Below are 15,601 nucleotides of genomic sequence, written 5' to 3' on the forward strand. Positions count from 1 at the left end.
GAGGTATTTCAATTGATAAAAAAACCTGTGGGGATGCTTTTAACAGCAGTCTTAACAATGGGACTTGCTGCTTGTAATAACAATGATAAAAATGACATTAATGACCAAACGACAAATCGTGTTGGGATGAATAACACGAATATCAGAAACAACACCCCATATATGGATGTCCGTAACGGGCGTGATAATGGGATTGACCATAATGGTCCCTTAACCGAGGATTACACGAACACTAATAACAATCAATCAGATCTAGATGTAAATTTGTTCAATACCAAACGAAAAAATAAGAAAAACTACAACAACAATGATGATATGATATCTGCCTATCAAACATCGTTGAATAGTGACCAATATCCTCATACAAGAGCAGTATTGATCAGAGATGCGAAATATCAGTATATTACCATCGACCCAAGAAATTGGGCGTTCCAGCAGATACAACCATATATCAATCAACAAGCACCGACTGGCCAGGCACCAATTCAACAACCAAAGCAAGCAACACCAGCACCAAAACAAACAGCGCCAACGCCTGCACCAGCACCAAAACAGACTACACCAGCACCAAAACAACCTACTCAAACGCAAAATGCTCCAACCACTGGAGCTGTTAGTCAATACGTTCAACAGGTGATTGACTTAACAAATGCACAACGTAGTAAAAATGGGCTGCCTGCTTTAAAGGCTGATACACAGCTTAACGGAGTAGCTCAGAAAAAATCACTGGATATGCAGCAAAAGAATTATTTTTCACATACCAGCCCTACGTACGGGTCTCCGTTTGACATGATGAGAGACTTTGGGGTGACCTATAAGTCTGCAGGTGAAAATATCGCTCAAGGACAACGTACACCTCAAGAAGTGGTAACAGCTTGGATGAATAGTGAAGGCCATCGAAGAAATATCTTAAGTTCAAAATTTACTCATATTGGGGTAGGATATGAGGCAACAGGTAAACACTGGACACAAATGTTTATAGGGAAATAAAGTAAAAAAGCAAACCGACAGAAGCTAGTTCTCCTGTTGGTTTGCTTTTTGTACCTCGTTTTTCGCAATGGACGGTATGGTGGGAAATTTAAAATAAAAAGTGGTTCCTATACCGACTTCACTTTCTGCCCAGATCGAACCATCCATGGCACGGGCTATGCTATATACAACCATCATTCCTAAGCCTGTACCATTTTTTCCTTTTGTTGAGTAAAAGGGTTCTCCTAAACGCTCAAGCTGCTCCATCGTCATGCCAATCCCTGTGTCCTTAACACTTATTGTTACATAATTTTTACTAAATTCAGTTGTTATTGTTAGATAGCCGCCATTTGGCATTGATTCAATTGCATTTTTGATAACATTGACAAAGCATTGCCTAAACTTTTGTCCATCTCCCTTAATAAATCCAATCACTGAAAAATCAGTAATAATTTCGACTGAATTTTGGTTAGCTAATGGCAGAAGAATATTGATGATTTGTCGTAGTTCACTTTTTACATTTAGTTCTTCGAACGCATTTAAGGATGGCTTAGCGAAGGTTAAATAATCTTGGATGACACGTTCAGCAGATAGTAACTCATCCTTTACAATCATTAAGTACTCTTTTCTTTTTTGTCTTGAAAGGTAGTCATCCTGAAGGAGTTGAACAAAACCACTAGCTGCCGTTAGAGGATTCCGGATCTCATGGGAAATGGCTGCTCCCATTTGTTCAACGGCTTTTAGTTTTTCTGCTTTTATAAGTTGCTGCTGCATTTCATTATTCCTATGAACAAATTCAATCCCGTAGGAAATAATGCCAACCCCAAGTGAAGGAATAATTAGGAATGCAATCCAAGCGTCGAGCCAATAAGCGTCTGGATTGGCGAAACCCATTCCTATCACAGTTAACACGCCAAGGACTATTCCCATACATATCGTAACAAAGATACGGCGTGCAGGAACTTGCTTTAAAAACCAAGGGTATAACCGCCAGAAAATTACAGCGAGAGGTACGTAAAGGATACAGGTTAGAAGAAAGCCGAAATCAAAGCCATACAGGCCCCTGATAAATAAAGTAGCGGCAATAAGAATAGGTCCGATTCCGATATAAAGAGCCCCCAAGACTAAAGGAATAATCCTTAAATCATATCTGGCATTTGGAACCGGATTGTATGAGAATTGAATGCATAGCCAAAGCATGGCAATAAACAAGATAATTAGAGAGGATTTGGAAAGAGTCAGTTTTTTACAATTATCGAAAAAAATTAAACAGATAAATACAAATATAATAAATAGTGAGAGGTTTAAAAAAAGATGTTTTGTTATTTCCATTGACTTCACCATCCAATAAATGCTAATAGGAAAATATTACATGTATACTCCACATTATACAACAAAATATACGAAATTTTGTGAAAATAAGTAGGATTCGATAATATTTTTAATAAAATGGCAATATCTAATAATAAAAAAGGAAGGCTTTTTTTACAAACCTTCCACACTTAAATGACTAACAGATATGGTATTTCTTCCTTTTGTCTTTGATAAATAAAGAGCTTCGTCAGCCATTTGTATTAACTCTTGTGGCTTAACAGAATTATTTGGTAAAACGGAGGCAATTCCAATACTTAATGTAATAATATCTGCTATATCAGAACTAATATGAGGGATTCTTAGATTTTCAATTGTCCCTTTAATATGTTTTGCCATTTTCTCTGCTTCAATAATCCCGGTCGAAGGTAAAATAAGGGCAAATTCTTCACCGCCATAACGGCAAAAAGTATAATTCGAGTTAACATTTATTTGATTATTAATGGCCTGTGAAATGGATTGTAAGCAAAAGTCTCCATTTAGATGCCCGTACGTATCATTGTATTTTTTAAAGTAATCAATATCAAACATAATTAATGTAAGCGGGGAATGAGTTGAACATGAATTTGACCATTCTTTTAGAAGAGTTTCATCAAAATATCTTCTATTTGAGATCCCTGTAAGACCGTCCATATAGGAGAGTCGATTAAGAAGTTCATTTGCCTCTTGTAATTTTTGTTCAGTTATCTTTCGTTCGGTTATATTTCTTGATACAATGATTACCTTTTTGCTTCCATCTTCCTCGAAGTGAACACTCTTTAGCGCAGATTCGATCCAAACAAAGCCTCCCATTTTAGTACGGTAACGGTAGGTTGAATTAGCCGCACCTTGTTCAAGTGCTTTTTGAAACATTTCTATTGTTTGACTAATATCATCTGGATGAATAAACATCTCCATTTTTTTACCTAAAAGCTCTGGATACTCAAAATGAATAATTTCCTTAACTGCAGGTGAAATATAGTTATATTCTGTATTTTCATTGTGCATAGTAATCATATCACTAGAGTATTCAGCTATCAGACGAAATCTCTCTTCCGTTTCTTTTAATTTAATTAAACTATGTTTTAGTTGATTTTGTGCTTCATAAGAATTTATCACAAACACAAAGAAATGATAGGCTAAAAAGCCGCCAATAAGAGAGATAAGATAATGCATCATTAATACCTCTTTAAGAATTTGAAGATTTTCAACTCTAATGATGAAAATAATTGAAACGAAAACTAGACCAATTAGGTTCATGAGGAATGCTTTTAAGGTTCTTGCCATGTTGAGATTTGAAATAGCCCCACAAAATATTCCTGTTAGAATTGCTCCGATTGCTCCTAGTAATGACGATTCATTAATACCAAATAGAATGATTCTTCCTGCAGCTATAAGTATTGCAGCAATTAATGCGGGGATGTAGCCGCCAAAAGTAGCTGCGATAACAATGGCCAAATGTCGTAGGTCGGCGATTGTATTTGAATTTATTTGAATACTAAATGACATTAATACATTGCCCAATACCCCAAAACAAAGACCCCAATAGAGCTTAGAGGAAAGTGGAGAGTTAGTCTTGAATGGCTTGTCCTTTAATACCACACCCATTATAGAAAAAGTAGCAATTAATATTGCTGCATTTGAGACAAAATCTTTTAACATGAATACTCTCCTAGTATAGTGAATAAGATTTCAAGTGTTATTTTAAAATATAAAAAAGATAATTAAAGCATCTCTCCAATTATACAATAAATTAGATATTTATGACAAAGCAAGAAAATAAAAAAGGGATTCCCATATAATAGGAAACCCAACATTTTAATCTATCTTAAACCAAAGCAGGCGTGTGGGCGAAATCTTTAGCAGCAAGCTTGGCGTTTTCGATTCCTTTTGCAAGAATTTCTGGTACCTTTACAGGATTAATATCAAATCCCTCCGTAATAACTGAATCCCTAACCTCTATTCCTAAGAAACCAAGAGCAATTTTTAAATAACGGTCACCTGATTCCAATGCTTCCATTGGAGTTCCTGTGTATTGACCGCCTCTTGTTTGGAGGTGAATTGCCTTTTTATTGGTTAGAAGTCCTTTTGGACCGTTAGCGGTATGAGCAAATGTCTTTCCTGCAATAAAAAGATTATCAATATAAGCTTTTAAAATAGCAGGGGAGTTTAAATTCCACATAGGCGAAACAAAAACAAAGTAATCATAACTGATGAAATCATTGGCTAGGTCATGCATTTTTAAGATTTTTTCTCTTTCAATGTCAGTTAGTTGATCCATAGTATATCCGTAACCAGCAAGTTTCCCTCTTGCGGAAACTAAATCCGCATCCATTTGAGGGAAATCTAAAGAAAATAAATCTACTTTCTTTATAGTTACTTCGGGACGCTCTTGTTGGAAAGATTCAAGAAAGGCTTCTCCAATTTTTAATCCTTTTGATTTCTCGAGCCCTTTTGGATTTGCCGTTATATAAAGTAATTTCTCCATAAAATAATTCACGACCCATCTTAAAATATTCAATCACTATATCTATTATAAAAAAAATAACTTTGTTCAAGATTGAACATCTGGTGACGTTCTTGAACAATAAGTGTCTAATTTAATATTTATCAAGGGGAAAATCTTAAATTCTTACAGGTTCCTAATATATTAAACTTCCAAAATTTATTATTTAAACGCTTTCAAAAATCTATTGACTGAATAATTAGAGGATGATAAGATACAAATATATTAATTAGTTCATCAAACTAACTAATTAACCGCAATAATATTTTTTTAATTCTTAATGAAAAGGGTTTCAATGCGTTGAATATTTAGTTATCTCTTCAGGGGGAAAATGCAAGTCAATTTGTAACACCAATAAATATATAGAAGATGGAGGAGTAAAAAATGGGTCAACCTGCAAACAAGACAGCTGTAGAACAAGGATCTACAAATGGCTTCAGAAAGTTTGGCATGAAAGATAAACTGGGTTATATGTTTGGTGATTGGGGAAATGATTTCTTCTTTATTCTAGTAGCAGCATTCTTAATGGTTTTCTATACTGATATTTATCATTTGAATCCGGCCGTAGTCGGCGGACTATTCTTTTCTGCACGTTTGTGGGATGCCGTAGCAGATGTTTCGTGGGGACGCTTTATTGATACAAGAAAAGCAGGGAAAAACGGAAAATTTAGACCATGGATTTTTAGAATGTCATTTCCACTCGTAATCGTTGGTGTGTTAATGTTTGTTCACATTCCGGGAATGTCAAATGGATTTTATCTTGCTTATGCTTACGTAACATATATTCTTTGGGGAACTCTTTATAGTACAGTTAATATCCCTTATGGATCAATGGCTTCCGTTATTACTGGAGATGCTGTTGAACGCACTACACTTTCAAGCTGGAGAACTTTAGGTGCTAACTTGGCAGGTTTAATTATTAACGTAGTTGGACCGATGATTCTATTTGTTAACAACAGACCAGATGCTAATCGCTTCCTATTAGCCGCAATCATTTTTGGTGTACTTGCACTTGCTTGTTACATGGCTTGTTATAAATTATCGGTTGAACGGATTAAAATGGATGAAACAACTAAACCAAAGATGAACTTAGGACATACAATGAAGGGTCTTGTAAAAAATAAACCATTAATATGGTTCCTTATTGCTTCATTATTATTCCTGGTTGTTTTTATGTTAATTGGTGCAGTAAACGTTTATTTATTTAAGGATTACTTTGGAAATGCTAAAGCATTAAGTATGGTTGGTCTTTTCCAATCTATTGCAGTATTTGTAGCGATGCCATTTATTAAACCATTGGTTGGGAAATTTGGCAAAAAAGAAGTGGCTTCTGGTGGCTTATTACTTGCTACCGTTGTCTATGGAGTTCTATATTTCCTTCCTAACCTAACAGCAACACAATTTATCGGAGTTTTAACCGTTGGAATGCTTGGCTATGGTATTTTTAACCTTGTCATTTGGGCTTTCGTTACGGACGTTATTGATTATCATGAGTATTTAACTGGCTTACGTGAGGATGGAACTGTTTACTCAATCTATTCTATGGCACGTAAAATCGGTCAAGCAGTTGCCGGTGGTGTTGGTGGTGCAGCAATCGCAGCAGTTGGTTATAATTCATCTGCTAAAGCACAATCAGCAGAAACTTTGCAAGGAATTCATACACTTGGCACATTAGTACCTGCAATTGCACTTGGTGTAGTATTCCTAATCATTGTATTCTTATATCCTTTAAATAAAAAACGCACACTACAACTTACAATTGATCTTGCTGAAAAAAGAAAAGGTAATAATTAAACATAATAATTCAGAAAGAAGAGAGCTAAAAGCTCTCCAGATTGTCGAGAAAGGGTGCTTTACTCGGCAATTTTTCTTTTCATCGCTACAATTTATTGATTTTGTCCCTGCTAATGATCTTGTTGATAATTTAAAGAGCTCTTAACAATAAAGGCCCCTTTTAGCTATTGCTAAAAGGGGCTTTTATTGTAACTGGGAGGCAATCACACGACTAAATGATTGCGTTTTCAACTTTTTTGGTTTTAAAATCAAAAGATAAATTTAACATAGGGACATCGAGAAATTGTTTTATCGCAAGTGCGCATGCCCCAAGGAGGCAAGATTCTTTTCCGATTGTTGAGATCATCAGTTCACGGTAATGACTGATGGAAGAGGTCAGATTTTTACTAATTTTATTAAGTGAATCAGGATACATACGTAATAGTTCACTATCAATCACCAGCACGTCTGGGTTATACATGTTAATCATATTATTCAAACCTATTGATAGGTAGAAAATGAATTGCTGCATCAAGTCGTGTACTTCCTCATCGCCTTCATCAAGCCACTTTTGAATATGCTCGTAAGACAGATTGTTGATTTGCCTTTTTTCGGCCAGGTATTCAAATATGCTGGATTCGGAGGCATACTTTTCCCAGCAGCCTTTATTGCCACAATTACAAGGTTTGCCTCCTGGCACTACGATCATATGACCAATTTCGCCCGCATAGCCTTCATGCCCTCGGAAAAAATCATCGTTCATCATCATGCCAAGACCGATACCTGAATAGAGGGTAGCACAAAGCAGATTGTCTGTTTCATGATGTACATAAACACGTTCGGCAAAAGAGCTTAGATTTGCATTGTTCTCAAGATGTATAGGTATATCGATTTCTCTTTCTAAATCACTTTTTAAGTGGATATTGTGCCAATTTAACTTTGGAATATAGTGAATAACTTCATCTTTTGCAACCAGGCCATGGATTGCAATGACAATTCCTACAATGCCATAACGACTGTCTTTAAAATTAGCTTGGTACTTTTTTATTTGGTCAACTAAAAGGTTTAAAATCTCTGTATATTCTATATTACTAATTTTAATAATATTAGATGATATAGGATAGCCCAGAAGATCTGTTAATGTAAATGATATTTGTCCATAATCAAGATCAATACCAAGTGCATAGCCAGCCTGTCCGTTTAATGAGAGCATAATGGGTTTTCTTCCAACCGTGAAATGCTCAAGCTGTGTTTCTATGATTAGCCCATCTTCTAGTAAGTCTGCAACCTGAGCTGAGATTGTTGCTCTCGTCAAGTTAGTGACCTTGGATAGATCTGCTCTTGAGATCATTCCTTCTTTAATAATTTCTCGTATGATTAAAGAGCGATTAATTTTCTTTATATATGCTGCATCACCGGTAACCATTTATATCCTCCATATCGGGAATTTCTTGTTCATAATCCTATTATATCAGTTCTTTCATTAAATAGGTTTATTATTACTAATTAGTTAATTGACTAAACCTATTAATCGTGATAAATTAATTATGTAGTTAATTTGTTTATTAAACAAATTAAAATATTGAATTTAGAAGTGTGACTTATATATTTCTGTAAGGGGTTTCAGATGTGCATGAACCAGAATGAACTCTATTTAAAGGAGAGATATTAGATGAAGAAATTTATGGATCAACATTTTTTACTTAATACAGAAACTGCAATTCAACTATATGAACATGCAGCAGTGTCTTCACCAATTTTTGATTTTCATTGCCACTTAGATCCAAAGGAAGTTTGGGAAAATAAGACATACAAAAATATTACACAAATCTGGCTTGGTGGAGACCATTACAAATGGCGGACAATGCGGATGAACGGTATTGGAGAGCGGTATATTACAGGAGATGCAGATGATTGGGAGAAATTTGCAGCATGGGCAGAGACAGTTCCTCACTTAATAGGAAACCCAGTATATCATTGGACCCACTTAGAATTAAAAATGTTTTTTGGGATTGATAAAGTATTAAGCCCAGAAACAGCCCGTGAAATTTGGGACGAGTGTAATGAAAAATTACAAAAGCCTGAATTCAGCGCAAGAGCTTTGATTGAAAGGTCAAATGTGAAGTTTATTGGAACGACTGATGACCCGATTTCTACACTTGAATACCATCAATTATTGAAAAATGACGAAACTTTTCAAACGATGATTGCACCAACTTTCCGACCTGATGGGGCGATGTTTATCGAACGGCCAACATTCACAAGCTGGATTGAAAAATTGGCGCAAGTTTCAGGGGTAACTATTGATTCATTTGATGGATTTTTAGCAGCGTTGAAACAACGAGTAGAATACTTTCATGAACATGGGGGCCGTGCTTCGGATCATGATATTCAAAAAATGGAATACGTGGAATCAACAAAACTAGAGATTGAAGCAATTTTTAATAGACGATTAAGTGGCGAAGAGGTATCCAATGATGAATTAGTTGCCTACCGTTACTTCCTACTAAAAGAGCTTGGCAAAATGTATGCTGAGAAACAATGGGTTATGCAGCTTCATATGGGTGCAATGAGAAACAACAACACTAGAATGAAGGACCTGCTAGGAACGGATGTCGGATTTGACTCCGTAGGAGAAGCAAATATGGCCGAAGGTTTATCTCGATTCCTTGATGCTCTTGATCAAGAAAATGCCTTGCCAAGGACAGTTTTATTCAACTTGAATCAAAAAGACAATGTAATCTTAGCTGGAATGATGGGGAACTTCTATGAAGAAGGCATTCCAGGAAAAGTTCAATTAGGCTCTGGCTGGTGGTTTGTCGATCATATCGATGGTATGGAAAGACAAATGAGAGATTTTGCAAATGTAGGTTTACTTAGCCATTTTATCGGTATGTTAACAGACTCACGCAGCTTCCTATCTTATGCGCGTCATGATTACTTCCGTCGAATACTATGTAACCTCCTCGGTGATTGGGTTGAAAAAGGGTTAGCACCGAATGATATGAAACATATGGAGCAAATGGTTCGTAATATTTGCTTTGAAAATGCTGAAAAATTCTTTTTAGTTCGTTAATTTAGTAAAACCAATAGGGTGGGGTTCTAAAATACGATCCCCTCCTTAATTCCCTTGGAAAAATATGTGTTAAACCTTTTAATTAGAGCAAACTATAAAGTGCCAGCAGATTGGGAAAGAATTGTCGGCATTGATGAGTACCTGCCGCCAATTTGCATTTGAAATTTATGGTCATAGTGGCTGAATTACTTGATGTTATTACATTTAATCGTTATTATGGATGGTATGTTTATTGGACCATTAATTAAATAAAGAAAGAAGAGGTACTTTAATATGACAAAACAACAAATTGGTGTCATTGGCTTAGCAGTAATGGGAAAAAATTTAGCTTTAAATATTGAAAGCCGTGGCTATTCTGTAGCTGTTTTTAACCGTTCCTATGACAAAACAGAAGCATTTTTAAAAAATGAAGCAGAAGGTAAAAATTTTGTTGGAGCACAAACAATAGAAGAGTTTGTTAATTCTTTAGAAACACCAAGAAAAATTTTATTAATGGTTCAAGCGGGGAAGGCAACAGATGCTACAATTGAATCTTTAAAACCATTTTTACAAGAAGGCGACATTCTTATCGATGGAGGGAATACATTCTTCCAAGATACAATCAGACGTAACAAGGAACTGGAGAATGCAGGTTTTCACTTTATTGGAACTGGTGTATCAGGTGGAGAAGAGGGTGCATTGAAAGGTCCTTCAATCATGCCTGGCGGTAAAAAAGAAGCCTATGATCTTGTTAAGCCGATATTAGAAGCGATTTCTGCAAAAGTAGAAGGAGACCCTTGTTGTACATACATTGGTCCAAACGGTGCAGGTCATTATGTGAAAATGGTTCATAATGGTATTGAATATGGGGATATGCAATTAATCTCAGAAGCCTATTTTATCTTGAAAAATGTTCTTGGCTTAAGTGCAGATGAACTTCATTCTGTATTTGCAGAATGGAATAAAGGCGAATTGGATAGCTATTTAATTGAAATTACTGCAGATATTTTTACCAAAGTTGACGAAGAAACTGGTAAACCAATGGTGGACGTAATTCTAGATACTGCTGGCCAAAAAGGCACAGGCAAATGGACTAGCCAGAATGCCTTAGATTTAGGTGTTCCACTTCCAATTATTACTGAATCCGTATTTGCTCGGTTTATTTCAGCTATGAAGGAAGAGCGTGTTAAGGCAAGCGGTATCCTAAATGGTCCAAAACCAACTGCGTTTGAAGGCAATAAAGAAGAGTTAATTGAATCTGTTCGTAAAGCCTTGTATATGAGTAAAATTTGTTCTTATGCCCAAGGGTTTGCCCAAATGCGCGTGGCATCTGAAGAATATGATTGGAATCTTCGTTATGGTGATATTGCGATGATTTTCCGTGGTGGATGTATTATTCGTGCTCAGTTCTTACAAAAGATTAAAGATGCCTACGATCGTGATTCTGAATTAAAGAATCTTTTATTAGATCCTTACTTTAAAGATATTGTTGATAACTATCAACAAGCGTTACGTCAAGTTTTAGCTATTGCTATTGAGCGTGGTATTCCTGTTCCATCATTTGCTAGTGCCATTGCTTACTTTGACAGCTATCGTACTGAAACACTTCCAGCTAATCTGTTGCAAGCTCAACGTGACTACTTTGGTGCGCACACTTACCAACGGATTGATAAAGAAGGCGTATTCCATACCAATTGGATGGAATAAGCCGTTAGGAATTATAAGGTAGGATGAATGTGTTCCTTTTAAGAGACGAACTAGCATGAAAAAGCTGGGTTTGTCTCTTTTTTTTGTTAATTTTGACTAAGGTTACAAAATATAAAGCAATATCAGTCAAATTAAGAGCGAATTTGCGCATTTTTAGCCAATGTTTTTTGGCGTTATTTGCAATAAAATAAAAGTATGTTCAGTAAACGAACTAATTTTGTTAGCGCTTACCTGAAGGGTGTGAAAGTAATGGATAAGGGGAATTCATCTTCTTACAATATGAAAGTTACAGAGGATTGGATTAGTGCATACTACCATATGCAGGGAGTAGAGTCCTTATTTAATTTCCACTCACACCAAGAATATGAAATTTATTTTTTCCATTCAGGTGATTGTAAGTATTTAATCAACAATCGGATTTATGATTTACAACCTGGAGATATTATACTTTTGGATGGCATGACCCTGCATAAAGCGAACCCGCAGGTTGGGGGTACCTATACTCGAAGCATGCTACATTTTTCTCCGACCAGGCTCCAGGAGATACTGTCTGTTTTGGGATTGACGAATTTATTAGACCCTTTTCAAAAATTAAACAATTATTTGATTCGAACAGGGTATGATGAATCGGGTCTTTTTGTTGATGGAAAGATCAAGCAAATAGCTGGCTCTTTGGCGCAATTGGACGAAGAGATGCAGCGGTCAGGTAAAAGGAACGACTTGTTAGAAGCGGAAGTAAAGCTTGAATTAGTTCAATTGCTAATAAAAATTTATCAAATGAGTCAAAAAGAATTGTCCCATGTGACAAGTAAAAAGTCAGATAAGGAAATCCATGCCGAAGAAATTGCCTCTTGGATTAATGAACACTATATCGAAAAAGTTAGCTTGGATCGAGTGGCAGCAGAATTGAATCTTAGTAAGTATTATGTATCCCATGTATTTAAGGAAGTCACAGGCTTTACAGTGATGGAATATCTGATGGGCTGTCGGCTTAACCAAGTGAAGTATCTATTGGAAATAGAGCCGAATCAAACACTAACAGAGGTATCGCAAGCAACAGGATTCGAGAGTGTTGCACATTTCAGCCGCTATTTTAAAGACAAGGTGGGCATGACCCCTTCAAATTATCGTAAAACTAAAATTGGAAGCACCATTCCTGTAAAGAAGGAGGACCATAATTGATGATACCGGATTTATTGATTTCAGGATTTTCAGATGAAATATCATCAGATTTTGATACACAACTTGAAGTTGTTTCAAATCTAGGAATGAAGTATATATCCCTTCGTGGTATTGATGGGAAAAATATTGGGGACTTTTCTGTTGATGAAATTAAGGAAACAGTTCAGCCAAGACTGCAAGAAGCGGCAATTGGTGTATCATCCATTGGTTCACCTATCGGTAAAGTCTTCATCAATGATGAAGAAGGTTTTGCCAAACAAAAGCTTATGTTGGACACGCTTTGTCAAATTAGCAACCTGCTTGATTGCAAGTATATAAGAATTTTCAGCTTCTATATTCCTAAGGGCGAGGATGCAGATCAATATCGCAGTCAGGTTGTTAGCAAGTTAAAGGAATTTGCAGCCATTGCAGAAAACTACAATGTGATTTTGCTGCATGAAAATGAAAAGGATATCTTTGGTGATATCGGTAAACGTTGTCATGAGATTTTGACAGAAGTAGGTTCTCCTTACTTTAAAGGAATTTTTGATTTCGCAAATTTCGTACAATGCGGTGAGGATACACAGGAGTGTTACAATCTCTTAAAAAATGAGATCGTTTATATACACATAAAGGATGCTGTAACATCGGATAGCCAAAATGTTGTCTGTGGAACTGGCGAAGGAAAAATACCGGAATTACTTGCTCAGTTTATTAAGAGCGGTTACAAAGGCTTTTTAACTCTTGAGCCACATCTTGTTCTATTTGATTCATTAAAGGATTTAGAACTAGAGGATGCAACTGAGATTATTAAGGACAACAAAGGGCTGGATGGTGCCGGCGGCTACAAGCTTCAATATGAAGCACTATTAGATATTCTAAAAAAATTGAAAACGGGGGAATTTAATTATGACAAATGTAAGATTAGGGATTATTGGATTAGGTGCAGAAGGTGGTATGTATGCTAATTTCATAGCTGAAGGCAAAGTTAAAAACATGGTGATTGGTGCGATCTGTGATAATGATCCTGCTAAAAAACAAGGAGCAGAAGAGAAGTATCCTGGTGTTCCTTTCTACGATAACTATATCGATATGCTTGAAAGCGGTGATGTTGATGCAGTCGTTACAACTGTTCCGCATTACCTCCATCCTGAGATGGGAATTGAAGCACTAAAAAGAAACCTTCATGCATTAGTGGAAAAACCAGCTGGTGTTTATACAAAACAAGTGAAAGAGTTAAACGACTTTGCAGCATCAAAGCCTGAACTTAAGTTTGCAATCTTTTTTAACCAGCGTACAAATCCACTTTATAAAAAAGTAAAAGAAATTATTGATAATGGTGAGATTGGCAGAATCCGCAATACCAACTGGATTATTACTACATGGTGGAGACCTCAAGGATACTACAATCAAAGTGAATGGAGAGCAACTTGGGGCGGAGAAGGCGGAGGTGTCCTTGTAAACCAAGCGCCACACCAAATTGACTTGCTTCAATGGATGTGCGGCCTGCCGAAAAAGGTTTATGCAAAATTAAACTTTGGCTCTCAAAGAGATATTGTGGTTGAAGACGATGTGACTGCAGTATTTGATTATGGTAATGGTGCTACCGGTGTATTCGTAACTCGTACACACGATGTAATGGGGACAGACCGTTTAGAAATCTTAGGTGATAAAGGAAAAATCGTGGTAGACGATAGTAAAAAGGTAACTATCAAACGCCTGAAACAATCTGAAAATGAAATGAGCGCTTCTATGGATATGTCAGATGTAATGAAGCTGTTTATGGGCGGCGGTGCAGGTGATATTTTCACTGAAGAGGTACTAGACTTTGGCAATGTTTGGGGCGAACAACACATTGCTGTATTAGAAGACTTTGCTTCAGCAATCGTAAAAGGTACAGAATTATTAGCACCAGGCAGCGACGGTATTAATGGAGTTAGACTTGCAAATGCAATGCACCTGTCAAGCTGGTTAGGCAAGGAAATTGAAGTCCCATTTGATGAAGATTTATTCCTAGAAGAATTAAATAAACGGATTGCTGAAGAAGGTAAATATCCGGTTAGAAAGTAATCATCCACATGAAACGATTGTCATCAGAGAAAAAACAATCAATACAAATGGAGGTATTTCTATGAAAAAGGGAAAAATCGGCGTTCAAATGATGATGCTAAAGGGGAAAGTTGAAGAACTAGGTGCCTATGAAACTATGAGACAAGTGAGTGAACTTGGCTATCACGCTGTTGAAATTTCTCAAATCCCTATGACTCCAGAGAACGTAGCGGAGTTAAAAAGGGCGAGTGAAGATTTTGATATTAAGATTGCAGCTCTTTCTGCTGCGGTAGAGCCAATGCTTCCTGGAATGCCTGGTGAGACATTGACAAGTGACTTTGAAAAAATCGTAGGCGATTGCAAGACCCTTGATTGTAATTATTTACGAATTGGCATGATGCCGTTAATGGCTATGGGTAATATAGATAAAATCATGGAGTTCATTTCCAAAGCGGAAGAGATGGCTCACAGATTAGCAGAACATGGAGTTGAATTGTATTACCATACACATCACTTAGAATTCCAAAAGTTTGATGGTGAATATTTATTGGATATCATTAAAAATAATACCACTAAGCTAGGATTTGAATTGGATGTTCACTGGATTCAAAGAGCAGGCGTAAATCCCGTGGAATTTGTTAAAGGCTATACTGGCCGTATATCACTCTTACACTTGAAGGATTATCGAATTGGACAAATGGATCTAAGCGATATTGACTTTAAGGACATGGCTAAATTCTTTGACATATTCACGAATACGATTGAATTTGCTGAACTTGGTGAAGGAAACCTTGATATCAAATCAATCATGGAAGCAGGACTTGAAAGCGGAGCACAGTATTTCTTGGTAGAACAAGATGATACCTATAGTCGCGATCCTTTCGAATGTCTCGAAATCTCAGCTAATCACTTGAGAAAATTAGGGTTTGGGGAATGGTTTTAGTATAAAATGGTCATAAGAAGATAGTAAATAATTGGGGTGTCAGGCACTATGGTGTCAGGCACCTTTTTTATTAAGCAGGAAATTTAAG

The 15,601-nt window shown here is 36.4% G+C and carries 12 protein-coding genes; 8 read left to right on the plus strand and 4 right to left on the minus strand.

Annotated features, from left to right (window positions below):
* Positions 1-12 precede the first annotated feature (12 nt).
* Positions 13-990 carry a CAP domain-containing protein gene (locus tag V7121_RS23965; RefSeq protein WP_335493695.1) on the plus strand — a complete coding sequence of 326 codons (978 nt, stop codon included), beginning with the start codon at positions 13-15 and terminating at the stop codon, positions 988-990.
* A 24-nt stretch (positions 991-1,014) separates the two neighbouring features.
* On the opposite strand, the gene V7121_RS23970 is transcribed toward V7121_RS23965, so the two are convergent.
* The 3 genes from V7121_RS23970 to V7121_RS23980 form a co-directional block, all read right to left on the minus strand.
* On the minus strand, positions 1,015-2,301 hold the full coding sequence (locus V7121_RS23970; protein WP_335548109.1) for a HAMP domain-containing sensor histidine kinase: 1,287 nt from the start codon (positions 2,299-2,301) through the stop codon (positions 1,015-1,017).
* Between the two features lie 153 nt (positions 2,302-2,454).
* A complete protein-coding gene (locus tag V7121_RS23975) occupies positions 2,455-3,981 on the minus strand; it encodes a diguanylate cyclase domain-containing protein (protein ID WP_335493693.1) in 1,527 nt (508 codons plus the stop codon).
* A gap of 166 nt (positions 3,982-4,147) precedes the next feature.
* Positions 4,148-4,807 (minus strand): FMN-dependent NADH-azoreductase, encoded by a 660-nt coding sequence (locus tag V7121_RS23980; protein WP_335493692.1) that lies wholly within the window; start codon positions 4,805-4,807, stop codon positions 4,148-4,150.
* A gap of 402 nt (positions 4,808-5,209) precedes the next feature.
* Between V7121_RS23980 and V7121_RS23985 the strand changes: the two genes are divergently transcribed.
* Positions 5,210-6,619 (plus strand): MFS transporter, encoded by a 1,410-nt coding sequence (locus V7121_RS23985; RefSeq protein WP_335493690.1) that lies wholly within the window; start codon positions 5,210-5,212, stop codon positions 6,617-6,619.
* A 211-nt stretch (positions 6,620-6,830) separates the two neighbouring features.
* Here V7121_RS23985 and V7121_RS23990 read toward each other — a convergent pair whose 3' ends face one another.
* Complete coding sequence (locus V7121_RS23990; protein ID WP_335493688.1) at positions 6,831-8,024, minus strand: ROK family transcriptional regulator; 1,194 nt, start codon at positions 8,022-8,024, stop codon at positions 6,831-6,833.
* Between the two features lie 246 nt (positions 8,025-8,270).
* Between V7121_RS23990 and uxaC the strand changes: the two genes are divergently transcribed.
* The 6 genes from uxaC (at position 8,271) to V7121_RS24020 (ending at position 15,513) form a co-directional block, all read left to right on the plus strand.
* On the plus strand, positions 8,271-9,674 hold the full coding sequence (gene uxaC, locus V7121_RS23995; RefSeq protein ID WP_335493687.1) for a glucuronate isomerase: 1,404 nt from the start codon (positions 8,271-8,273) through the stop codon (positions 9,672-9,674).
* A 273-nt stretch (positions 9,675-9,947) separates the two neighbouring features.
* Positions 9,948-11,360 (plus strand): NADP-dependent phosphogluconate dehydrogenase, encoded by a 1,413-nt coding sequence (gene gndA / locus V7121_RS24000; RefSeq protein ID WP_335548111.1) that lies wholly within the window; start codon positions 9,948-9,950, stop codon positions 11,358-11,360.
* Positions 11,361-11,609: 249 nt separating this feature from the next.
* Positions 11,610-12,542 (plus strand): AraC family transcriptional regulator, encoded by a 933-nt coding sequence (locus V7121_RS24005; protein ID WP_335548113.1) that lies wholly within the window; start codon positions 11,610-11,612, stop codon positions 12,540-12,542.
* Positions 12,542-13,489 carry a sugar phosphate isomerase/epimerase family protein gene (locus V7121_RS24010; protein WP_335548140.1) on the plus strand — a complete coding sequence of 316 codons (948 nt, stop codon included), beginning with the start codon at positions 12,542-12,544 and terminating at the stop codon, positions 13,487-13,489. The genes V7121_RS24005 and V7121_RS24010 overlap by 1 nt, the downstream gene beginning before the upstream one ends.
* Positions 13,431-14,591 carry a Gfo/Idh/MocA family protein gene (locus tag V7121_RS24015; RefSeq protein ID WP_335493680.1) on the plus strand — a complete coding sequence of 387 codons (1,161 nt, stop codon included), beginning with the start codon at positions 13,431-13,433 and terminating at the stop codon, positions 14,589-14,591. The genes V7121_RS24010 and V7121_RS24015 overlap by 59 nt, the downstream gene beginning before the upstream one ends.
* A gap of 61 nt (positions 14,592-14,652) precedes the next feature.
* Entirely contained in the window at positions 14,653-15,513 is an 861-nt protein-coding gene (locus V7121_RS24020; RefSeq protein WP_335548115.1) for a sugar phosphate isomerase/epimerase family protein, read from the plus strand.
* Positions 15,514-15,601: the final 88 nt, after the last annotated feature.

Origin of the sequence: Neobacillus drentensis, from assembly GCF_036962125.1 — a bacterium.
Taxonomy (GTDB): domain Bacteria; phylum Bacillota; class Bacilli; order Bacillales; family Cytobacillaceae; genus Neobacillus; species Neobacillus drentensis_B.

Excerpts from the sequence above, each read along its gene's own strand:
- V7121_RS24010 (WP_335548140.1), top strand. The coding sequence starts at position 12,542 with ATGATACCGGATTTATTGATTTCAGGATTTTCAGATGAAATATCATCA.
- V7121_RS23975 (WP_335493693.1), bottom strand. The coding sequence starts at position 3,981 with ATGTTAAAAGATTTTGTCTCAAATGCAGCAATATTAATTGCTACTTTT.
- V7121_RS23985 (WP_335493690.1), top strand. The coding sequence starts at position 5,210 with ATGGGTCAACCTGCAAACAAGACAGCTGTAGAACAAGGATCTACAAAT.
- V7121_RS23980 (WP_335493692.1), bottom strand. The coding sequence starts at position 4,807 with ATGGAGAAATTACTTTATATAACGGCAAATCCAAAAGGGCTCGAGAAA.
- V7121_RS24015 (WP_335493680.1), top strand. The coding sequence starts at position 13,431 with ATGACAAATGTAAGATTAGGGATTATTGGATTAGGTGCAGAAGGTGGT.
- V7121_RS24005 (WP_335548113.1), top strand. The coding sequence starts at position 11,610 with ATGGATAAGGGGAATTCATCTTCTTACAATATGAAAGTTACAGAGGAT.
- V7121_RS23970 (WP_335548109.1), bottom strand. The coding sequence starts at position 2,301 with ATGGAAATAACAAAACATCTTTTTTTAAACCTCTCACTATTTATTATA.
- gndA (WP_335548111.1), top strand. The coding sequence starts at position 9,948 with ATGACAAAACAACAAATTGGTGTCATTGGCTTAGCAGTAATGGGAAAA.
- uxaC (WP_335493687.1), top strand. The coding sequence starts at position 8,271 with ATGAAGAAATTTATGGATCAACATTTTTTACTTAATACAGAAACTGCA.
- V7121_RS24020 (WP_335548115.1), top strand. The coding sequence starts at position 14,653 with ATGAAAAAGGGAAAAATCGGCGTTCAAATGATGATGCTAAAGGGGAAA.
- V7121_RS23990 (WP_335493688.1), bottom strand. The coding sequence starts at position 8,024 with ATGGTTACCGGTGATGCAGCATATATAAAGAAAATTAATCGCTCTTTA.